Source organism: Meiothermus granaticius NBRC 107808 (assembly GCF_003574355.1).
GTDB classification, from domain to species: Bacteria; Deinococcota; Deinococci; order Deinococcales; family Thermaceae; genus Meiothermus; species Meiothermus granaticius.
The window spans coordinates 1-17,997 of the sequence record NZ_QWLB01000005.1 but is presented as its reverse complement, the minus strand read 5'-3'; the positions used below and the strand labels follow the sequence as shown (position 1 = coordinate 17,997).

The following is a 17,997-nucleotide window of genomic DNA, read 5'->3' as shown; positions in this document are numbered from 1 at the left end:
ATGCCTTTGCTGGTTAGGGCTTAATACAGACTTTACATGAACCCGGTAACCTCAACAGATATGGCCTTGAGTCTGACCGGGGCTTTTCTGGCGGGGCTGCTGTCGTTTTTATCCCCCTGCGTGCTGCCCTTGGTACCCACCTATCTGCTCTACCTGGGGGCCGAGCACGGTCGCCCGATATTCAACGCAATCTTGTTCGTAGCCGGGTTCTCGGCCATTTTCTTGCTGCTGGGCTTACCCTTTACCCTGCTGGGCAACCTGCTGTTTGAGTACCGTAAACCCCTCACCTTGGTGGGCGGGGTCGCCATGATGCTGTTTGGCCTCTTTATGCTGGGGCTCAAACCCAAGTTTCTGCTGAGCCGCATCAATCTGCGCTATGAGGGCGATACCAGCCGCCCCTGGGGGGCTTTTGCTTTGGGGGTGGTACTGGGTATCGGCTGGACGCCCTGCATCGGCCCAATTCTCGGGGCCATCCTGACCCTCACCGCCACCGGGGCCGGGGTGCAGTTTCTGTTCAGCTATATCCTGGGCCTGGCCGTACCCTTCCTGCTGGTGGCCCTCTTTACCGACCGGGTGCAGGGATGGCTCCGGCGGGCCTCCCGCTTGACCTCAGGGCTCCAGATCGCCGGGGGAGCCATCCTGGTGCTGGTGGGTGTGCTGATGGTAACGGGTCAGTTTGCCCTCATGAACGGTTACTTCCTCAAGCTCACCCCTGAGTGGCTGCTGAAACATCTATAGAAGTGGACATGAACGATTGGCTCAAAGCCGCGATGGCCCTGCTGCCAATCCTGCTTCTGGGCAGCTTGGCCCAACCCAGTTCAGTTCAACTGCAGGGCATCCGCCACGAGCACCAGCGGCTCAACAACTGTGGCCCGGTGATCATCGGCATGGCCATGAGCTACTGGGGCAGCACCCTCACCCAGTATCAAACTGCGCCGGTCTTGAAACCCAACCGCGCCGACAAAAATGTTTCCCCTGACGAAATGGCGGCCTACGCCCGGAGCCAGGGGTTCGCCGTGAAGCAGGGGATCACGGGCGATCTGGCGCTGCTCAAGCGCTTGGTGGCGGCTGGGTATCCGGTGATCGCTCAGACCTGGTTTGTGAGCGATCAGGGCGGCATGGGCCATTACCGCCTGATTAGCGGCTACGACGATGCCGCTGGTTTCTTCTGGACCTATGACTCCTACAACGGCCCCAATATCCGCCCGGAGTACCGCGAGTTTGATCGCTTGTGGCGGGTCTACAACCGCACCTATCTGGTGGTCTATCCCAGCCGCCGCCAGATCCCGGTCAGCCAACTCCTCGGCCAGCGTACCGGCCTCGACTGGGAGTACCGCAAGGCCGCTGAGATCGCCCGGAAGGAGAGTCAGAGCCACCCCACCGACGACTTCGCCTGGTTCAACCTGGGCACTTCCTTGCTGTGGCTGGGCGACCCCCAGGGGGCGGCCGCCGCCTATGACCGCGCCTGGAGCCTGCCGCTCTACACCCGCTACGACCCTGGCCGGCCCCAGAACACCCTGGGAAACTGGCCCTGGCGCACCCTGTGGTATCAGTTTGGCCCCTATCAGGCGTACTTCGCAACGGCCGTTACCGCGAGGTGTTGGCCCTCGTCGACAACGCCCTGAGCCGAGCCAAGGATCTCGAGGAATCCTACTACTGGCGCGGCAAGGCCAGCGCCGCGCTGGGGCAGACCAGAGCAGCCAGGGCCGACTTCCAGACCGCGCTCCGGCTCAAGCCCAGCTACCGCGAGGCAGCGCAGGCGCTACAGGCCCTTCAGGCCCGGGCTTCGCGCTAGCGCCCACGGCGTACCAGGAAACCACGCCGCTGCCATGCCCCCGAGCCCCTGCTAAAGCGCTCCTCCTAAGGCAGATAATCCAGGGGGTCTACCGATTGTCCCCCCAGGCGAATCCGGAAGTCCAGGTGAGGGCCGGTGGAGTTACCGGTGGAACCCACATAGCCAATGAGTTCTCCCTGGGCCACTCGATCCCCGGCCTGTACCGCCAAGCGCGACAGATGGCCGTACTGGGTGGCAATATCTGCGCCGTTATCCAGCACAATATAGAGGCCGAAGCCGTAGTTGGACCAGCCAGCCACCTCCACCTGTCCGGCTCTGGCCGCGTAGATGGGGGTGCCTAAGGGTGCGGCCACATCTAGGCCGGCATGGAAGCGCTCGAAGGGAGTACGCCCACCATAGTAGGTGGTGACCAAAGGCTCCCCCGAACCCAAAAGCGGCCACTGAAACCCCCTGGGGGCATAGCTAGCCCGGCGCAGGATGGGCCTTCGGACTCGCGCCCAGTTGACCGTACGATTTTGCGTTACCTGCCAGACTGCTTCCGGCTTGCGACGCTCCTGGGCCAGCGGCCGGGCGGCTCGGGCCAGGCGTTCCTCGCGCACCGCCAACAGGCGCTCGTAGCTGCGGCGAGCTTGCAGGCCCGGCAACACGATCAGGTCGCCGTGGCGTGGCTGCAGGGGCTCTGGTACTGGTTGGCCCGAGCCAGCTGGCTGACCGGCAGGCCAAAGCGCTGGCTCAAGTCCAGCAGGGTCTGGCCCTGGCCCAGTTCCACCAGCAACCCCTTGACCCTCGTGGGGATGTACAGGATGCTGCCCAACCCCAGGCCATCCAGGCTTTGCAGCCTGGGGTTGGCCAAAACCAGTTCCTGCAGGGTGACCCCAAATCGGCGGCCTCGGCCGCCCAGGGTATCACCGGAGCGTATGGCGTAGGCCTCGATTCCAGGGGGGAGGCGTCCGGAGCCAGGATGGTCGGCCTTAATGGCGATGCGAAGCTCCTGACCTGGGGCGAGCCGCCTGGCCTCGCGCCCATTCCGGCCCCGGATGGCCGCGGGCGGTACCCCGTAGCGTGCGGCGAGCGAGGCCAGGGTGTCGCCTTTTCGCACCTTGTACACCAGCCAGGCCAGCATCAGCGCAGCAACTGCCTCAGATAGCCCTCGAGTTGCGATGCACTAAGCTCGCCCACATGCCGGGCCAGAACCCGGCCCTCTGAGTTGATAAAAAAGGTCTCCGGCAGCCCGTAGACCCCGTAGTCCACCCCCACCCGCCCCCGTGGGTCGGCTCCACTGGGGAAGGTCAGGCCGAACTCCCGGATGAAGGCCCGGGCCGCCTCATCCCCGTCTTGAAAGTTGATCCCCAGGAACAGTACCCGGTTCCGGTAGCGTCGCCAGGCAGCCTCAAGCATGGGCGACTCGCGGCGGCAGGGGGGGCACCAACTGGCCCAGAAGTTGAGCACGATGGGCTTGGGGCCGACGAGTTCGGAGAGGGTCAAGGTTTCACCCCACTCGGCTTGGTAGGGTTTAAGGGTGGGCAAGGCGAAGTCGGGGGCTGGTTCTTGCGCTTGCGCCAACTGTGAAGGCAGTGCGCTGGCGTCCCGGCGCATCCCCCACCAGAATAGCCCCCCCAACAGAGCGATCAAGAGTACACCCACCATGAGCCGCATACTCACCTACAAGAACCAGTACACCAGGATGTCGTAGAGCCCGGCCAGCAGCAAGACTACCCCGCCCGCCAGATTGAGCCAGCGCCCGCTGCGGCGTATCCCCGAGAGTACCCCGCCTTTGGACTGGCCTCGGTTGAGCAAGGCCAAGATCAGCAAGACCGGCATGGCGGTACCTAAGGCAAAGAGCGCGGGGAATATGAGCCCCGCGCCTGAGGCTACCGCCATAGGTAGCATCAGACCAAAGAACAGCAGAAACATGGTGGGGCAGAACGCCAAACCAAACGCGGTGCCTAGAGCGAAAGCGCCCAGGTTTCCGCCCCTGGCTTGAGCCCACTCGCCGAGCCTACCGGTTCCAACGGTTAGCCCCGGCACACGGATGAGCCCCAGCAGCAAGAATCCCATCCCTACCATCAACGGCCCCAGCGCCCGGCGAACCCCGGTGAAGAAGGCCCCTGGTGCGGTGAAGTTGCCCCCAAAGATCCAAACCGCGATGCCCGCCAGGGCAAGGTAAACCAGGGTCTTACCCAGCAAAAACCAAGTCACCCGCCTCCAGATTGAATTCTGAGGTGTATCCTGGGCAAACCAGGAAAGGGCAGCGGCATTGGTGGAGAGCTGGCAGGGCGCCAAGGCCCCCAGCAAGCCAAGCAGGAACGCCCCCAGCAAGGGAATTCCCAATCCCAGCCGTAAGGTGTTGATGGGTTCGGCCAGCCAGGTGTAGGGCTTATTGGCGAGGGCATAGAGGCCGGGAGCCAGTCCTGCCAGTTGGGTACCAAACGCCAGGAGGAAAAGCCCCAACCCCACTAACAACCCCCAGCCCAAGTAAGCCCTCATCGCACCGGGTTCTCGGGGCCTCGGCCCCGGAAGGCATCGATAAAGGCGGCGGCGGCCGGCGCATCCCAGGACTCCAGCCGCAACAGCTTGTTCCAGGCGGTAAGTTCGACGCTCTGACCGAGCCCCAGTTTGGGCACCACCACCAGTCCGTCCCAGGATCCGCTAAACTGCTGCGCCCAGGCCCGCAGCTGATCCTGGGCAGCCTGAGCCGAGGGGTCATAGTACACCACCACATTGCCATGCTCGAGGGCGTGAACCAACTGCTCTTTAGGCTGAGCCTGGCTATAAAAACCGGGATTGACCCAGCTTCCGCTGTGAGTCCCTGAGGTGGGCGGATCGCTCGAATAGCTCAGGGCTTGGCCCTCGGTGTGGCCTCGGCCATAGTCAGTCTGGGTCTCCACCCGCTTCAGGGCCGCCTTGCCCAATCCACTGAGGGTATCAAACTGGCTGCCGGCCTGCCGGCCTTGCCACCATGACCATCCCCCCCAGCCCAGCCCTAGTACGACCACACCGACTATGATCAGGGCCGTCCATGGAAACACCCTGGGTTTGGAGCCATACCGGGAAGTCTTTTTGCTGGGGGTCTGGAGGCTGGCCTGCCGATTGGTGGGATTCTTTGCCATAGGGTGTACTCCTAACGCCGCCAGATTCGACCGGTGCCGTCCACCCAGATCACCTCGGCGGGCCTTCGAGGGTTTACTGCCAGGGCCACCACCATCCCACTGGCAATTTGCCGCCATTCGGTGGAGGTGCGCAGCCAGAGACCGTTTTTACCAGCGGCATACAAGCCGCCGTCGGAGGCAACGGCCAGGGTCAGCAGCGTGGTCTCCGGCCCCGGTACGGCTGCAAAGCTGGCGGCGTTATCGCGGCTTTGCAACAACCCCAAACCGGGTACTGCGCTGTAGAACACGCCGCTGTGATCCATGGTCATGATGGGTGAGGCCGAACGCGGGGTTTTGCTCCACGTCCGTCCGCCGTCGCGGCTCATAAAGAGACCCCCCGAGGCTTCATGGGCAAAGTGCAGGGCAGGGTTGACCGGCGAGACCAAGTATCCATGCAGGTCGCTCCCCGAAAGCCCCTTGGGTTTGAGATCCCTAAAGACCTTGAGGTCGGTGCTCTCGGCGTAGATGTCGTGACCGGCCACGATCAAGCGCTGGCCGTCCCAGGCCAGGTTCATCGCATCCCAACCTTGGCGGCTCAGCAAGGCTTGCCAAGTACGCCCCCCGTCTTTAGAAACCTGAAGGCCGTCATGGTGCCCCAGTAAGATGCGTCCATCGCTCAACCAGAGCAAGCTGTGAACATCCCGGGTTGCAACCTGGCCCACCGGGCTCTGAGCCAGGGCCACTCCTAGATCCGCCAGGGCTAAAAACCATCGCATACGCCAGGCAGTGTATTGAGGGGATGTTAAGTCTGTGTAAAGGGCAGGGTGAACCAGAAGGTACTGCCCTGCCCCAGCTCACTCTCCACCCCCATTTGTCCCCTCATGGCTTCGACCAGCCCCTTCGCCACCGTGAGGCCGACCCCGGTGCCGCCGTCCTTGCGGCTTCGGGCAGGGTCGACCCGGTAGAACCGCTCGAAGATGCGCTGGCGGTACTCCAGCGCAATCCCAGGACCCTGGTCTCGCACGGCAAAACGTATCGCTTTTTGCTCAGCTGTGACCCCAACCGTCACCTGTTTGCCGACCGGGGTATGCCGTAGTGCGTTGACCAAGAGGTTGGAAAGCACCTGTTGCAGCCGCTCGGGGTCGGCCCAGATGGGGGGCAAACCAGCCGAGGCCGCGACCTCTAGGCCTACGCCTTTTTCCGCGAAGGCCAGGGCAAAGCGCTCCTGTAGCTCGGCCAGCACGCTGGGAACCTCCAGCGCTTGCGGGTGAACCTCCAGTGCCCCGGCCTCCACCCTGGAGACCAGCGAAAGGTCTTCGACCAGGCGGCTCATGGCCCGCACCTCTCGGTTGATACCCCTGGCGGCCTTTTCGCCAGGCAGAACCCCATCCATCAGCCCCTCAGCATAGCCTTGCAGGGCCGCCAGGGGCGTTCGCAACTCGTGGGCCACAGTGCCAATCAGCTCGATTCGGCTTCGCTCCACCCCCTCCAGGGCCTGGGCCATTTGGTTGAAATACTGAGCCATGGCTCCCAACTCGTCCTTGCTGGTGCTGCTCAGGCGTTTGCTGTAGTTCCCCTGGGTAATTTCCCGGCTCCCCTCGGCCATCAGGCTGACCGTATGCCCAATTCGCTTGGCGGTGAGATAGGCCGTGCCGGCTGAGAACAAGAGGGCCAGCGGCAGTGCCGAGATCATGGCGGTGGTCAGGGTCGAGCGAAGCCCCTGCTCGAGGTCCCCGTGCAGTTCTTGTCCGGCGGGACCGATGGCAGCCACCATCCGGTTGATGTGCTCGCGGTAAAACTGAGGAGCAAAGAACTCGGCCAACAGCACCAAGGCGAACACCGCCACCGCGATGGCAACCATGTGGGAGACAAACAGACGGGTAAACACATTCATAGTTCTTCCCTAAAGCGGTACCCTACCCCCCGAACGGTCTCGATGAAGCGGGGACGCTCGGCATCCTCCCCCAGTTTCTTGCGCAGCGACACCATGTGCACATCCACCACCCGGTCCACCCCAGGGTAATCCGAGCCCCACACCCGCTCCAGCAGCCGCTCTCGGCTCCAGACCAGACCCGGGTACTGAGCTAGGGTGAGGAGCAGGTCAAACTCCAACTTAGAAAGGGGCAGGGCCTCTCCCCCCAACAGGGCCAGCCGATCGCGGGGGCGAATGGACAGATCGGCGAAGATCAGTTCCTCCTTAAGGCCGCTGCGCCGCAACAGGGCCTGCACCCGGGCGACCACCTCCCGAGGGCTGAAAGGTTTAGTCACGTAATCGTCGGCCCCCAGTTCAAATCCCCGAACCCGCTCCTCCTCCTCCCCCCGGGCCGTGAGCATCAGCACGGGGAGTTCGGGGTGGGTCTTGCGCAGTTCCTTGGCTACCTCCCAGCCGCTCAAGTTAGGAAGCATCAAGTCCAGAACGACCAGGTCGGCACCGGGGGCCAGGCCCAAACCCTCTTCGCCGTCTTGGGCTTCGAGCACCCAGTGTCCGGCCTGTTGCAAGTAGGCCCCCAGCACCTCCCGGATCGCTGGGTCATCATCCACCAATAGCACCTTTGCCATAGCTCATTCCCATCCGGGGTCTGGTCTGGCCCTTGACCCATCGGCCCCCGAGCCCGGCGAGTGAGGTTTGCGGTCAGCCTCCACCTGCCACCGGGGTTCAGGCTTTAACGAGATTACCAAACCCCCCACCGCCAACAAAGCCAGTCCGGCCCAAAACAAGCTAATCAGTGCATCGAGCCCATAGCCGCCATTCCCCATCCCACCACCTCGCCATGACCCTAACCCCCCCAGGTTAAGCTCCTGTAAAGGCAGAGAAAAGGCTGAACCGAGACCAAGGGAACCAGTCCTGTGGTGTTTAGGCTGGATCGAAAATTACCGGAGTTCGTTCTTACTTGCTGAGATCTCGGCACCGTCTGGCCGCTTCGGCCGTCCTGGGTTCTATACGGCAGCATGGGTTAGGTTACGTCAAGCTAATCAACCTGGTCAGTGAATCCAAGAAGGAAACCCCGAAACCATTAAGGGAAAAGACAACCAGGCCAATCCCAAACCCGGCCCTTCGCCCAACTGCAACACTAGGCCAACGTGAACCAGGTGTACGCGCTGGAGTGGAGCTGGCTTCCAGTGGTGGGAGTCGCTGGCTATGGCATCTATTTAGCTGGGGAGGATGTTGGGATCCTTAATTTGGGCTCCAAATCCTTAGGGGCAGCCCAATCCAGGCGTGAAGGCTGGCAGGCCCTATCGTTCAGAGTTGACCGACCAAGCCGTCTTGAGGGTGAAGTCTGGATACCGGTACCCACGGGGCTCAAGGCCCATCATGGCCCGCCAGGTCATCCTTTAGGGATTCTACCTCGACCCTGCCGGCATAGAGGTTGACGATCTTGCCCTCCCCATCCAGCACAAAGGTCCAGGGTTGTCCCAGCACCCTGAAGCAGTTGGCGGTGGTGACCGGGGGATCGCCTCCGCTCAGGGCCACCAGGGGCAAGAAGGCCGGGTAGGCTTTTGGGCAAAGACCACCTGGGGGCTATCCTTGGGCTCACAGCTGATCACCACGAAGGGCAGTTGGTACTCCTTGGCGAGTTAGTGCAGCTTGGGAAACTCGGCCTTGCAGATGGGGCACCAACTGGCCCAGAAGGTGATGACCAGTGGTTTGCCCTTGAAGCTGGCGAGGGTATAGCTTTTCCCAGCGGCATCAGCCAGGCCATCTCGGCGACGGCCCAGGCAGCGGTGCTCGTGGTGGTCAGGATCGCCCGAGCGCACCGCGTCCAGGTCGCCTACGACCCCAACTACCGGCCCCGGCTGCGGGCCGAGCGCGGTGGACTCGAGGCGGCTCGAGCTGCGTTGGCGGAGGTGCTGCCGTACACCGACCTGCTGCTCCCCGGCTTCCCGGCCGACCCCGAGGTGCTTGGGCTGACGTCGGAGACCCCGCGAAGGGCGCTCGAGCGGTGCAAGCTGGAAACCCCCGTCGCCCGCCTTGAGGGCGACGACGGGGCGTACCTGCGAACCCAAGCATCACCCAAGTCCCGCCCGCGGCCGCACCGAGCGTCGTGGACACCACGGGGGCGGCGGCCAAGCTGGCCCACCGCGGCGCGATCCCGGCCGGCCGCAGCTTCCCCACCTGGCTTCCCCCGCCAGCGCCGTAAGGCGATGCCGGTCCGTCCTTGCGCCCCACTCCCGGTTTGTCCTCGAAGTCGAAGACCCTGGTTGTAAGCTTACCGATTCGCTCGAGCCCAAAGTATGCCGAAATAAGCCGCTTTGATTCAAGCCATCGTAGGCACCGTCAGCTCGAACACCACCCCGGCGTCGTACAGCTCGACCAGCACCTTGACGATAGCCAGCCCCAGGCCACTTTCCCGGGTGTTCCGCGACCTCGAGGCATACGCTAGAAACGGGCAATGGTCTGGGCAGCGCCTCCGGCGGGGGGCCCTCGCCGGAGTCTCGGACGCTAATCTCGACCGGTCCTGCGGGGCGCTTGACGGACTTTCGACCGTCTATAACGGCCCTTATAAACAATTGACTTTTGGTGTGTCCAGTTGTCGGAACTGGTTTCTAAATAACCGCAGCGAGTACCTCGCCACTACTCGAGCCGCGCTGAAATATGTTTTGCATCCCGCTAAAACGGAATGTTTTCGTTGGCCTGCTGTCCGCTTAAAGCCGATTTTGATTGTGCTTAACCAGGCTGGCGCTCCAAGAGTCATCCCTACTGTCTTCAATTGAGCAGCCGCCCGAGCGCCCCCGCCGCAAGATTCTCCTCCGCCCGCACGGTGAAGTAGACCACCCGTTGGAAGTACGCCTCGACCTCCTTCACCTGCCACCAGGGTGCTTGAAGCTCAGTCTGCTCCGCGCCCAGGCCGTCCAGCATCTGCACGACGAACACGGGGTCGCTGCTGTGAATTAGAACATTGGTATAACCTACCTTCTCCGCCCAACGCAGTCCCTCGAGTACCCCCCGATACTGCCCCAGCAAGTCCCACCCGCCCTCAATCCAACCGTGATCGCTGTGCCCCACCTCCGGAGCTAAAAAGGCCCACCCCGTTCGCCCTTCTTTTACCAACCCTTCCACATAAATGGCAACCGCTCCCATCCTCACCTCCCGCAGAGGCCGCCCCCGTTTTGGGACACCTGTGAATGCACGAACCCTCGAGCCGAGTCAACGTCGGCCCGGCCTGACCCCAATCACTCCAGGCAGATGCGCTGTAGGGGTCGAGTGGTTATCGGCTGGCTTGGCTCATGGCTTCCTCTGTACTTGGGTCGGCCCCGCTAGGGGTACTCGTCCGGTGGGGTCAACACCTACCGTGGGTAGGGCATTTCGTCTGGGTCTTTCTTGCTCTCGGTCAGCAGCGCGTCCACCGGAACCTCGAGCGCCCGCGCCAGCCGCCGCAGGTTGCGCAGGTTGGGGTTGATGCGCCCGTTCTCGTACAGCGAGATGTTGGCCTGGGCCACCCCGGAGCGGGCTTCCAACTCCTCCTGGGTGATCCCTAGGGCTAGGCGGCAGCGGCGCAGGTTGGTGGCAACTCCCTTCACGAAATCTACTGTAGAACGAGTTTATCCCCCTTGTCAATATCACCGTGATGAACTTGACACTTTTCTATTACCATAGTAATATTTGACTGTTGCAACGGCAAACGGGAGGCCCGAATGGCGACTACGGTGGACATGGCAAAGGTGGGCGAAGCCCTCAAGGACCGCAGAGAGAGTTTAGGACTCTCGCAGGCCGACCTGGGGCTGCGCCTCGAGCGCTCCCAGGCCTGGGTGAGCAAGCTCGAGCGCGGCCAGATTGACCCCAGAGAATTGTCGGCCCTGCTGCTGCGCACCCTGCTTTCTACCTTACGCTGGACACCTGAGGAGTTCGTGCGGGCTACGGGGCTGGAGTTCCCCGGCATCGAGGCCGAGGGGGATGAACCCGACGTTCGCAGCCTGCACCTCGAGGTTCACCGGAGCAAGGAGCGCGTCGTGCTGGGCCTGCCCGAACTGTCCACCTACAAGCCGCGCGACCTGCTGACCTTCTGGGACAGGGGCATCCTGGTCACGGTGTCCAGGGTGGACGAGCCGGTGCCTGGGGAGTGGGTGGGGGTCGAGTCGGCCAAGGGCCAGATGAACCTGTACCGCCTGACCGGGTACACCAGGCAGGGCAGGCCCCTGCTGGAGGATCTGGACGAGGCCATCGCGCCCCTGGAGCAGGGGGCCAGGCTGGTCGGGCGGGCGCTGCTGCGGATCATCGTCTAGAGGGGGAGGGATGCCCAAGAAGCGCGGCAATCACGAGGGGACGGTGTACAAGCGGGAGTCCGACGGCAAGTGGGTCGGGGCGGTCACGCTCGGGCACAACGCCCAGGGTAACCCCAAGCGGAAGGCGGTCTACGGAGCTACCCGGGCTGAGGCCGCCAAGAAGCTGGCCGACCTCCTGGACAAGTTCAACAAGGGCCTGCTGGCCACCCCCGCCACCGTCACGGTGGAGGAGTTCACCGAGGCGTGGAAGAAGCGCGAGCTGGTGAGCAAGGCCCAGAAGACCCGCTCGGCCTACGAGTGGGAGCTGTCCCACGCCCTGCGCCACCTGGGCAAACTGCGGGTGCAGTCCGTTCAACCGGTGCACATCCGGCGGATGCTGGACAGCATGACCGAGGAGGGCTGGACACCCAAGCCCACCAAGGCCCAGGAGCGCGAGGGGGTGCAGCCCGAGCCGAGGCCCTACACCCTCCGCACCCAGAAAATGGTCTTGCAGCGCATGCGCAGCGTGTTCCAGGACGCGGTGCGGCTCGAGCTGATCCACCGCAACCCTTGCGAGGCCGTCAAGGTCAGCGTCGAACCTTCCGAACCCGTGGGCCGGGTGTTGGACACCACCGAGATGGTAGCCCTGCTCAAAGCCTGCGATGCTCTGCTGGACAAGAAGGATGTCCACCCGATGGGAATGCTGTTCCGGTTGATGCTCGACACCGGGCTGCGTAAGGGTGAGGCTCTGGCCCTGACCTGGGCCGACCTCGACCTCGAGGCCCACCCGCCCCGGCTCTCGGTCGGCAAGAGCTGGTCGAACCTCAAGGGGGTCAGGGGCGGGATCATGACCAAGCCCAAGAGCAGAACCTCCAAGCGGGTGGTGCCAATCCCGCCGGGCACCGCCGCCAGGCTCCGCGCCCTCCGCGAGCACGTGCGGGCCAGCTTCGGCCAGGACGTTCAGGGCCTCTACCTGTTCGGCTCCCCCCTGCACAACACCCCCTTCGAGCCCAACGCCCCCAACCACGCCCTCACCCGCATCTGCGAGCGGGAGGGGCTCCGGCACATCCGCCCCCACGACCTGCGCCACACCTACGGCTCTGTGCTGTTGGCCAATGGGGTCAAGCTCGAGGTGGTGTCCAAGCGGATGGGCCACGCCAACCCCACCGTTACCCTCAATGTGTATCGGCATCTGCTCGAGGGCGAGCTGTTCGAGAACGTCTTCGAGGTCAGCGCCACGGCAGCGCCTGCCGCGCCTGAGTCCCCCGACCTGCTGCCCCACGGTCTGCCCGACCGCGACGCGGCCTAGGGTGGAGACAAGGCTGAGATGACACCGTGTACCATAGCTGCCCATAGGCCACCACCTGGGTTGCTACACGGTTGCTACATTTCGACCAAAAACCAGGAAACCCCTAATCGTTGTGATTGGGGGTTTCACCGTGCTGTACTCGTTTTATCTGGCGGGCGCGGCAGGATTCGAACCCACGACCTACTGATCCGTAGTCAGTCGCTCTATCCAACTGAGCTACGCGCCCTTTAAGCTGTGGCTGCGCTTGATCCGCAGGCGCTCTGTAGGGTAGCACAGGGCCTAAAGGCTGTCAATGCGTCTTTAACCCTGCCGCCTCGTATACTGGAAGCCAAATGCGCGCCCAGAGCAACCCCTGGTATGCCGTACTTTCTTCCTATTGGTTTTCCAGCAGCTTCAAGTGGTTTTTGGTGCTTTGGGTGCTCCTCCCAACCCGAATTGCCGAGCTTAGCCCGGAACCCGAGCGGGCGGGGCGGCTGGGGTTTTTATTCATCGTGAGCGCGGTTCTGGCGATTTTAGGCCCGCCGGTTTTTGGTTACTGGTCTGATCGAGTGGGCCGGCGAATGCCCTTTATCGCTTTTGGGGCGGTAATCACTGCGCTGTCACTGGTATGGATGGCCTTCGCTTCCAGCTACGCCCAGCTGGCCGTGGCCTATATCCTGCTACAGCTCTCCGATGACGCGATAACCGGGCCCTATGCCTCGCTGGTTCCAGATTTAGTGGCCCGCCGGAGGCGGGGGGTGGCTTCGGGCTGGCTGGGCATCCTTCAGGTGGTGGGCTCGGTGGTGGCTGGGCTCGTGGTTCTGCTCCCCCTTGGTCTCGAGGGGCAATTCTTACTCATTGCCCTGATTAATCTGCTGGGAGCTTTTTTGGTGGTGGCCTTCGTGCGGGAGGTTCCTGGGCTCAAGGGGCGCCCAGAGGGATTGGGGTCCAGTTTGCTGGCCCCTTGGTACAGCAACGATTTTCGCTGGGTCTGGCTGACCCGCTTTTTGGTGATGCTGGGCCAGTATGTGGTGCTGACATACCTGCTGTACTATCTGGCCGATGTGGTGCAAAAGTTTTCGGTTGCAGGCAGCTTGTATGCCAGCGAGCCGGCCCAAGCCACCGGACTGATGGGCCTGCTGATTGCCCTGGGAACTGTGCTGGCCGCGCTCCCTGCTGGGCGGCTCTCGGACCACCGTGGCCGTAAACCGGTGATCTACGTCGCGGGGGGTGGTTTAGCGCTGCTCATGCTGTTGTTCCTCATCCCCAACTTCACCTGGCTGCTGTTTTGCGCGCTGCTCTTTGGAGCCTTGTTTGGGGCCTACTTATCGGTAGATTGGGCCTTGATCTCCGATGTGCTTCCGAATCCCCAGGCCCACGCCACCGATATGGGGGTCTGGCAGATCTCGAGCATCCTCCCGCAGCTCCTCGCCGGCAGCTTGGGGGCCTGGCTGGGCAGTGTGGGGGCTCAGAGTGGGGGTTCGGGCTATACCCTGATCTTCCTTGTCACCGCGGTGTGTTTCGCCTTAGGGGCGATCTTGATCCGGCAGGTGCGAGGGGCAAGGTAAGCGGTAGGGAAGCCTTGATCTAGACCCAAAATTACCGGAGGAGACGTCGTTGGGACTTATGCCCTATGTTCCCTTGACAAGGGCGAATTCTCGCCCCATAGTGGTAAATCGCTTGGCGGGGAGGGATGGCCGAGCGGTTTAAGGCGGCGGTCTTGAAAACCGTTGTGGGCGTGAGTCCACCGGGGGTTCGAATCCCTCTCCCTCCGCCAAATCCCCACTTGGGGGGCCGGCTGCTCCAGCGATCGCCCTCGCGCTCAGGCAAAAAGTTGACGGGACTGCGGTTCGTCGCTAGACTTGTCTGTGCGTGGTTGGCCAAGGCCACTCGCGTGCAGTTCGGGGCGTAGCGCAGCTTGGATAGCGCACACCCTTGGGGTGGGTGTGGTCGGAGGTTCAAATCCTCTCGCCCCGACCAAACAGAAAGCCGCTCAGGACTCAAAAGCTCCCTGAGCGGTTTTTTGCTTTTTGGGATTGGCCAAACCTTGGAATGGGGGATGGGGCATCGGCAGTCCCCGGTTCTGCCCAGAACAAAGCTTTATAGGTAAGGAGCGCTCTGGCTCAGCGAATCAATCGCACGATCAGGGGGTAGCGGTAGGGCCGGCCATCCGAGACCGCCACCGCAGCCGCGATCATGGTCCAGAGCACGAAAACGCCCAGGAAGAGGGTCAGCAAAACGGCCAGCGGGATACCGATGATGCTGATGTAAAGAAAGACCACCACGATCCAGTAGAGGGTGAAGCTGATTTGGGCGTTAAGGGCTTCCTTGGCTTGCTCCTTGACAAACGGGCGGTCTGGGCCGAAGAGGAGGATGGATAGGGGAACCAGAATTTGCCCGATGGCGACAAGGTAACCGGCGATGGGGGCCAGGTGGGCTGCGACGGCCCAGTTGCGGTCTTCCTTCGGGGGGTGCTCGAGGGGGGCGGGCAAGGACTCCATGCCCTCATGGTAGCGCAAAGGAGGGGGTTAGGGGTTGGCCGGAGACCACCTGAACCGCACCCAGCTTCCTGGGCGCAGCTGGGCCACCCGAGGCCAGTCCAGCGGGTGTACCAGGGCGGGTTTACGGTAGCCGCCCAGGGTCCCTCGGTCGTTGAGTAAGAGGATTGGTGCGCCCCCAGGGGGAACCTGGACGGCCCCCAGCGGGGTGGCCTCGCTCAGGATCTCCCCCCCAGGAACGGGCGGGCCCTCCAGGCGGATCCCCATGCGGTCGGCGGAGCTGACCCTAAATGCCGCCCCGGTCAGGGCCTGCAGGGCTTCGGGATCGGCTTGAGGCCCTGGGAGCAACCGAATTGGCCAGTCCGGGTTGAGCCTCCAGGGATTGGTTTGGAACCCGGCTCGAGCCCCCCGGGGGTTAGCCGCGAGCACATCCCCCACCCTCAAGGCCCGACCGATCAGGCCCCGCAGGTCGGTGGAGGCGCTCCCCATAAACCGCTTCGAGGCAAACCCCCCAGCCACCGCCAGATAGCCTCGGGCTCCAGGGCCCTCCGGCTGAAAGCGCAGGGTTTGGCCTGGGTGCAGGAGGAAGCTCTGCCAGGGCTCGAGGGGCCCGCCCCCGACCACCGGGCGCAACCCGAACCCAGCGAAAGCCAGAACCACCGGGGCAAGGGCGGTGAGAACGGGGCCGCGCAGCGCCAGCTCGAGCACCGGAGCCTCCGCCGGGTTTCCCAAAAGCCGATTGGCGGCCTGGGCTGAGAGCGCATCTAAGGTCCCTGAACGGGCCAGGCCATAGCGCCCCACCCGGAAGCGGCCCTGATCCACCAGGAGGTCTAGCAAGCCCGGCTCCTCGAGGCGCAGCACCGGTTGGGTGAGCCCGCCGGGCAGCAGCTCCAGGGGCTCTGGCTCCGGGGGGGTAGGCCCCTTGGCCGGCACGAAGCGCACCCGGTCCCCAGCCTGAAGCCGGAAGGGCTGGGGGCGGTGAGGGTCGTAGACCGCCTCGAGGGCCGTACCCAGCAGATTCCAGCCACCCGGTGAGGGCAGGGGATAGATCCCGGTTTGCTCCCCTGCCATGGCCACGGTGTGCGCCGCAACCCGGCGGCGGGGCTCGGCCCGCCGGGGCAAACGGAGGGCGGGATCCACAGGGCCCAGGTAGGCAAAGCCGGGGGTAAACCCCAGGGCAAACACCCGGTAAAGCGGCCCGGAGTGCCGGCGGATGACCTCCTCGAGGCTCAGCCCGGTTTGCTGCACCGCCAAGGGGAGGTCTTCGCCGTCGTAGCGTACGGGGATTTCCTGAATGGGCCGATGCTCCAGTGGGCTGACCTCGAGGGCCTTGAGGTGTTGTGCGACCCAGCGCCGGACCTTGGCTCCAGAGACCCGGAGGGGGTCAAACTCCACATAGAGGTTGGCGTAGCCGGGAACCAGGTCGGTCACCCCGGGCAGGATCTGCTGCAGCAAGCACTCCAGCAGCGCGTGAATGCGGGCGCTGACCGCGGGGTCTAGCCGCTGCCCGAAGGGAAGGTAGAAGCCCCGGAGCATTAGAAGGTTTGGCAGGTGATGCCCTCGGCCTCGAGCGCAGCCCGGATGTGCCGCGCGATCTGCGGGGCGTTGGGGTGGTCCCCGTGAATGCACAGGGTCTCGGCCCGGAGGGCAACTTCATGCCCGTCCACGGTCTCTATCCACCCCTCCAGCACCATCTGCACCGCCCGGCGGGCTGCCTCTGCGGGGTCCTGGATGACCGCCCCCGGCATTCCTCGCGGGGCCAGAAGGCCCTGGGCGGTATATCCCCGCTCGGGGAAGGCCTCGAGGACCACCCGTAACCCCAGCGCCCGCCCCTCGGTCTCGAGGGCGCTGCCCCCCATCCCCACCAGGGGGGTGGTAGGGTCGTAGTCGCGCACCGCTTGGGCAATGGCTCGGGCGATCTCGGCGTCCCTGGCGGCCCGGTTGTACAGCGCACCGTGGGGCTTGAGGTGGTGCAGCGGCAGCCCCTCGACCCGCAGGAAAGCCGCCAAAGCCCCGATCTGGTACAGGGTATCGGCATACACCTCCTCGGGGGATGCCTCCAGATGACGCCTTCCAAACCCCACTCGGTCGGGATAGCCTGGGTGGGCCCCAACCGCCACCCCCCGGTACTGGGCCAGGCGGATGGCCTGGCGCAGGGTCAGGGGGTCCCCCGCATGAAACCCGCAGGCCAGGTTTACCGAGGTCAGCAGCCCGAACAGCTCCTCGTCGTGCCCTAGCTTCCAGGGCCCAAAGGACTCCCCCGCGTCGGCATTGAGGTCTACCGTCACGGACTTAGCTTACGCCGGGCAGGGGGCCTCAGTAAAACCCGGAGAGGCTGACCCCCAGGGTATACACGCAGCCCGTCACCTCGGTTTGTAGGACCAGGGTGAGCTTGTCGGGAGGGTTCAGGTTGGTTTTGGTGAGGTCAAAGCTGTAGATCAGGGTGCCCTTCCAGCGTCCGTCCGGGGTCTGCTCCCAGTCCTCGAGGTAGGCCCTTTGGTAGGGGGGCAGCAGCGCATTCTCGGTCTGAATTTCCAAGCGGTAGGCCTCACGCCCGGCCTCCTGGGCCAGACCTTGGATCTCGAGGTACACCTGTAGGTGCCCGCTGGGCAAGCGGGCTTGAGCGGTGGCCAGGGCGTCCTGAGCGGAGAGGAGCTTGAAGGCGTTGCGGGCGGTTTGGGCGGCTAGGACAATCTGATAGGCCTGCCCGGCCAGCATCAGCTGGGTAGGGCGGCTTCCAAACCGGGCATAGTCGTTGGGGGATTGCAGCCAGTGGCTCAGGCAGCTGGGTGGGCCGGAGCGCAGGCCCACCTCGGTTCCAGGAGGGAAGGCCCCCGCAGAAACCGCCAGGCTTTGCTGGGTGAAGGTGGGTACCGGGTGGCCCCGGCGATACACCCCGTCCACAACCCGTTGGGCCAGGTCCAGATCGGGGGCCGGAGACCAGGCCAGGGCCGGGGTGAGCCAGAGAAGCAGGGCCGTCCAGCGCAGAAGGGAGGGCAGCATAGGCTATCTCGCGGTCAGGAAAATCATCTGGCACGACAGCCCAACCCCCCGGATGCGCTCGGCATCCGCAGGGCTGACCACCGCCCAGTCGTTGAAGCTGGAATGGGGGGCATTGGCCGGGGG

Annotated in this window: 22 protein-coding genes and 3 tRNA genes; 8 read left to right on the top strand and 17 right to left on the bottom strand. The window is 63.9% G+C overall.

The features are described 5' to 3' along the window. Window positions 1-60: 60 nt before the first annotated feature. Genes Mgrana_RS02625 through Mgrana_RS17020 form a run of 3 tightly spaced genes read left to right on the top strand, consistent with a single transcriptional unit; the run spans window position 61 to window position 1,795 of the window. Window positions 61-738 carry a cytochrome c biogenesis CcdA family protein gene (locus Mgrana_RS02625; RefSeq protein ID WP_119356134.1) on the top strand — a complete coding sequence of 226 codons (678 nt, stop codon included), beginning with the start codon at window positions 61-63 and terminating at the stop codon, window positions 736-738. Window positions 739-746: 8 nt separating this feature from the next. After that, window positions 747-1,625 (top strand): C39 family peptidase, encoded by an 879-nt coding sequence (locus Mgrana_RS02620; RefSeq protein ID WP_240631220.1) that lies wholly within the window; start codon window positions 747-749, stop codon window positions 1,623-1,625. Further along, a complete protein-coding gene (locus tag Mgrana_RS17020; RefSeq protein ID WP_240631219.1) occupies window positions 1,601-1,795 on the top strand; it encodes a hypothetical protein in 195 nt (64 codons plus the stop codon). Before Mgrana_RS02620 ends, Mgrana_RS17020 begins: the two co-directional genes overlap by 25 nt. Window positions 1,796-1,860: 65 nt before the next feature. Here the strand turns inward: Mgrana_RS17020 and Mgrana_RS02615 are convergent, their stop codons facing one another. From Mgrana_RS02615 to Mgrana_RS02565, 12 genes are all read right to left on the bottom strand, one after another. Continuing rightward, window positions 1,861-2,442 (bottom strand): M23 family metallopeptidase, encoded by a 582-nt coding sequence (locus Mgrana_RS02615; RefSeq protein WP_170146378.1) that lies wholly within the window; start codon window positions 2,440-2,442, stop codon window positions 1,861-1,863. Between the two features lie 2 nt (window positions 2,443-2,444). Beyond that, window positions 2,445-2,918 (bottom strand): LysM peptidoglycan-binding domain-containing protein, encoded by a 474-nt coding sequence (locus tag Mgrana_RS02610; RefSeq protein ID WP_119356054.1) that lies wholly within the window; start codon window positions 2,916-2,918, stop codon window positions 2,445-2,447. Beyond that, on the bottom strand, window positions 2,918-3,451 hold the full coding sequence (locus tag Mgrana_RS02605; RefSeq protein ID WP_119356053.1) for a TlpA family protein disulfide reductase: 534 nt from the start codon (window positions 3,449-3,451) through the stop codon (window positions 2,918-2,920). The genes Mgrana_RS02610 and Mgrana_RS02605 overlap by 1 nt, the downstream gene beginning before the upstream one ends. A 6-nt stretch (window positions 3,452-3,457) precedes the next feature. Next, complete coding sequence (locus tag Mgrana_RS02600; RefSeq protein ID WP_119356052.1) at window positions 3,458-4,282, bottom strand: urease accessory protein UreH domain-containing protein; 825 nt, start codon at window positions 4,280-4,282, stop codon at window positions 3,458-3,460. Further along, a complete protein-coding gene (locus tag Mgrana_RS02595; protein WP_119356051.1) occupies window positions 4,279-4,905 on the bottom strand; it encodes a DUF3105 domain-containing protein in 627 nt (208 codons plus the stop codon). The genes Mgrana_RS02600 and Mgrana_RS02595 overlap by 4 nt, the downstream gene beginning before the upstream one ends. Before the next feature lie 11 nt (window positions 4,906-4,916). After that, on the bottom strand, window positions 4,917-5,660 hold the full coding sequence (locus tag Mgrana_RS02590) for a WD40/YVTN/BNR-like repeat-containing protein (RefSeq protein WP_119356050.1): 744 nt from the start codon (window positions 5,658-5,660) through the stop codon (window positions 4,917-4,919). Between the two features lie 26 nt (window positions 5,661-5,686). Further along, window positions 5,687-6,778, bottom strand: coding sequence for a sensor histidine kinase (locus Mgrana_RS02585; RefSeq protein ID WP_119356049.1), 1,092 nt, complete (start codon window positions 6,776-6,778; stop codon window positions 5,687-5,689). Further along, window positions 6,775-7,443 (bottom strand): response regulator transcription factor, encoded by a 669-nt coding sequence (locus Mgrana_RS02580; protein ID WP_119356048.1) that lies wholly within the window; start codon window positions 7,441-7,443, stop codon window positions 6,775-6,777. The genes Mgrana_RS02585 and Mgrana_RS02580 overlap by 4 nt, the downstream gene beginning before the upstream one ends. 742 nt (window positions 7,444-8,185) lie before the next feature. Next, a complete protein-coding gene (locus tag Mgrana_RS17285; protein WP_308629382.1) occupies window positions 8,186-8,365 on the bottom strand; it encodes a TlpA family protein disulfide reductase in 180 nt (59 codons plus the stop codon). A gap of 95 nt (window positions 8,366-8,460) precedes the next feature. Then, window positions 8,461-8,889: a TlpA family protein disulfide reductase gene (locus Mgrana_RS17280; protein WP_308629381.1), complete on the bottom strand. Its 429-nt coding sequence runs from the start codon at window positions 8,887-8,889 to the stop codon at window positions 8,461-8,463. 700 nt (window positions 8,890-9,589) lie between these two features. Then, on the bottom strand, window positions 9,590-9,964 hold the full coding sequence (locus Mgrana_RS02570; RefSeq protein ID WP_119356047.1) for a reverse transcriptase-like protein: 375 nt from the start codon (window positions 9,962-9,964) through the stop codon (window positions 9,590-9,592). A gap of 206 nt (window positions 9,965-10,170) precedes the next feature. Continuing rightward, window positions 10,171-10,404 carry a helix-turn-helix domain-containing protein gene (locus Mgrana_RS02565; protein ID WP_119356046.1) on the bottom strand — a complete coding sequence of 78 codons (234 nt, stop codon included), beginning with the start codon at window positions 10,402-10,404 and terminating at the stop codon, window positions 10,171-10,173. 114 nt (window positions 10,405-10,518) lie between these two features. Between Mgrana_RS02565 and Mgrana_RS02560 the strand changes: the two genes are divergently transcribed. Further along, entirely contained in the window at window positions 10,519-11,106 is a 588-nt protein-coding gene (locus tag Mgrana_RS02560; RefSeq protein WP_119356045.1) for a helix-turn-helix domain-containing protein, read from the top strand. A gap of 10 nt (window positions 11,107-11,116) precedes the next feature. Continuing rightward, a complete protein-coding gene (locus Mgrana_RS02555; protein ID WP_119356044.1) occupies window positions 11,117-12,394 on the top strand; it encodes a tyrosine-type recombinase/integrase in 1,278 nt (425 codons plus the stop codon). A 149-nt stretch (window positions 12,395-12,543) separates the two neighbouring features. Here Mgrana_RS02555 and Mgrana_RS02550 read toward each other — a convergent pair. Further along, window positions 12,544-12,620 (bottom strand) — tRNA-Arg (locus Mgrana_RS02550). A gap of 106 nt (window positions 12,621-12,726) precedes the next feature. Between Mgrana_RS02550 and Mgrana_RS02545 the strand changes: the two genes are divergently transcribed. The 3 genes from Mgrana_RS02545 to Mgrana_RS02535 all read left to right on the top strand — a co-directional run bounded on the left by Mgrana_RS02545 (window position 12,727) and on the right by Mgrana_RS02535 (window position 14,353). Further along, window positions 12,727-13,941, top strand: coding sequence for an MFS transporter (locus Mgrana_RS02545; RefSeq protein ID WP_119356043.1), 1,215 nt, complete (start codon window positions 12,727-12,729; stop codon window positions 13,939-13,941). A 119-nt stretch (window positions 13,942-14,060) separates the two neighbouring features. Further along, window positions 14,061-14,150 (top strand) — tRNA-Ser (locus tag Mgrana_RS02540). Between the two features lie 125 nt (window positions 14,151-14,275). Further along, window positions 14,276-14,353, top strand: a tRNA-Pro gene (locus tag Mgrana_RS02535). A 143-nt stretch (window positions 14,354-14,496) separates the two neighbouring features. On the opposite strand, the gene Mgrana_RS02530 is transcribed toward Mgrana_RS02535, so the two are convergent. Genes Mgrana_RS02530 through Mgrana_RS02515 form a run of 4 tightly spaced genes read right to left on the bottom strand, consistent with a single transcriptional unit; the run spans window position 14,497 to window position 17,874 of the window. Continuing rightward, on the bottom strand, window positions 14,497-14,874 hold the full coding sequence (locus Mgrana_RS02530) for a DUF4870 domain-containing protein (protein WP_119356042.1): 378 nt from the start codon (window positions 14,872-14,874) through the stop codon (window positions 14,497-14,499). A gap of 27 nt (window positions 14,875-14,901) precedes the next feature. Beyond that, window positions 14,902-16,407, bottom strand: coding sequence for a 5-oxoprolinase subunit B/C family protein (locus Mgrana_RS02525; RefSeq protein ID WP_119356041.1), 1,506 nt, complete (start codon window positions 16,405-16,407; stop codon window positions 14,902-14,904). Beyond that, a complete protein-coding gene (locus Mgrana_RS02520) occupies window positions 16,407-17,159 on the bottom strand; it encodes a LamB/YcsF family protein (protein ID WP_119356040.1) in 753 nt (250 codons plus the stop codon). The genes Mgrana_RS02525 and Mgrana_RS02520 overlap by 1 nt, the downstream gene beginning before the upstream one ends. 28 nt (window positions 17,160-17,187) lie before the next feature. Then, a complete protein-coding gene (locus Mgrana_RS02515) occupies window positions 17,188-17,874 on the bottom strand; it encodes a hypothetical protein (protein ID WP_119356039.1) in 687 nt (228 codons plus the stop codon). Between the last annotated feature and the right edge of the window lie 123 nt (window positions 17,875-17,997).

Coding starts and splice junctions, on each gene's coding strand:
- Mgrana_RS02625 (WP_119356134.1), top strand. CDS start 61: ATGGCCTTGAGTCTGACCGGGGCTTTTCTGGCGGGGCTGCTGTCGTTT.
- Mgrana_RS02620 (WP_240631220.1), top strand. CDS start 747: ATGAACGATTGGCTCAAAGCCGCGATGGCCCTGCTGCCAATCCTGCTT.
- Mgrana_RS02610 (WP_119356054.1), bottom strand. CDS start 2,918: ATGCTGGCCTGGCTGGTGTACAAGGTGCGAAAAGGCGACACCCTGGCC.
- Mgrana_RS02605 (WP_119356053.1), bottom strand. CDS start 3,451: ATGCGGCTCATGGTGGGTGTACTCTTGATCGCTCTGTTGGGGGGGCTA.
- Mgrana_RS02600 (WP_119356052.1), bottom strand. CDS start 4,282: ATGAGGGCTTACTTGGGCTGGGGGTTGTTAGTGGGGTTGGGGCTTTTC.
- Mgrana_RS02595 (WP_119356051.1), bottom strand. CDS start 4,905: ATGGCAAAGAATCCCACCAATCGGCAGGCCAGCCTCCAGACCCCCAGC.
- Mgrana_RS02590 (WP_119356050.1), bottom strand. CDS start 5,660: ATGCGATGGTTTTTAGCCCTGGCGGATCTAGGAGTGGCCCTGGCTCAG.
- Mgrana_RS02585 (WP_119356049.1), bottom strand. CDS start 6,778: ATGAATGTGTTTACCCGTCTGTTTGTCTCCCACATGGTTGCCATCGCG.
- Mgrana_RS02580 (WP_119356048.1), bottom strand. CDS start 7,443: ATGGCAAAGGTGCTATTGGTGGATGATGACCCAGCGATCCGGGAGGTG.
- Mgrana_RS02570 (WP_119356047.1), bottom strand. CDS start 9,964: ATGGGAGCGGTTGCCATTTATGTGGAAGGGTTGGTAAAAGAAGGGCGA.
- Mgrana_RS02560 (WP_119356045.1), top strand. CDS start 10,519: ATGGCGACTACGGTGGACATGGCAAAGGTGGGCGAAGCCCTCAAGGAC.
- Mgrana_RS02555 (WP_119356044.1), top strand. CDS start 11,117: ATGCCCAAGAAGCGCGGCAATCACGAGGGGACGGTGTACAAGCGGGAG.
- Mgrana_RS02545 (WP_119356043.1), top strand. CDS start 12,727: ATGCGCGCCCAGAGCAACCCCTGGTATGCCGTACTTTCTTCCTATTGG.
- Mgrana_RS02530 (WP_119356042.1), bottom strand. CDS start 14,874: ATGGAGTCCTTGCCCGCCCCCCTCGAGCACCCCCCGAAGGAAGACCGC.
- Mgrana_RS02525 (WP_119356041.1), bottom strand. CDS start 16,407: ATGCTCCGGGGCTTCTACCTTCCCTTCGGGCAGCGGCTAGACCCCGCG.
- Mgrana_RS02515 (WP_119356039.1), bottom strand. CDS start 17,874: ATGCTGCCCTCCCTTCTGCGCTGGACGGCCCTGCTTCTCTGGCTCACC.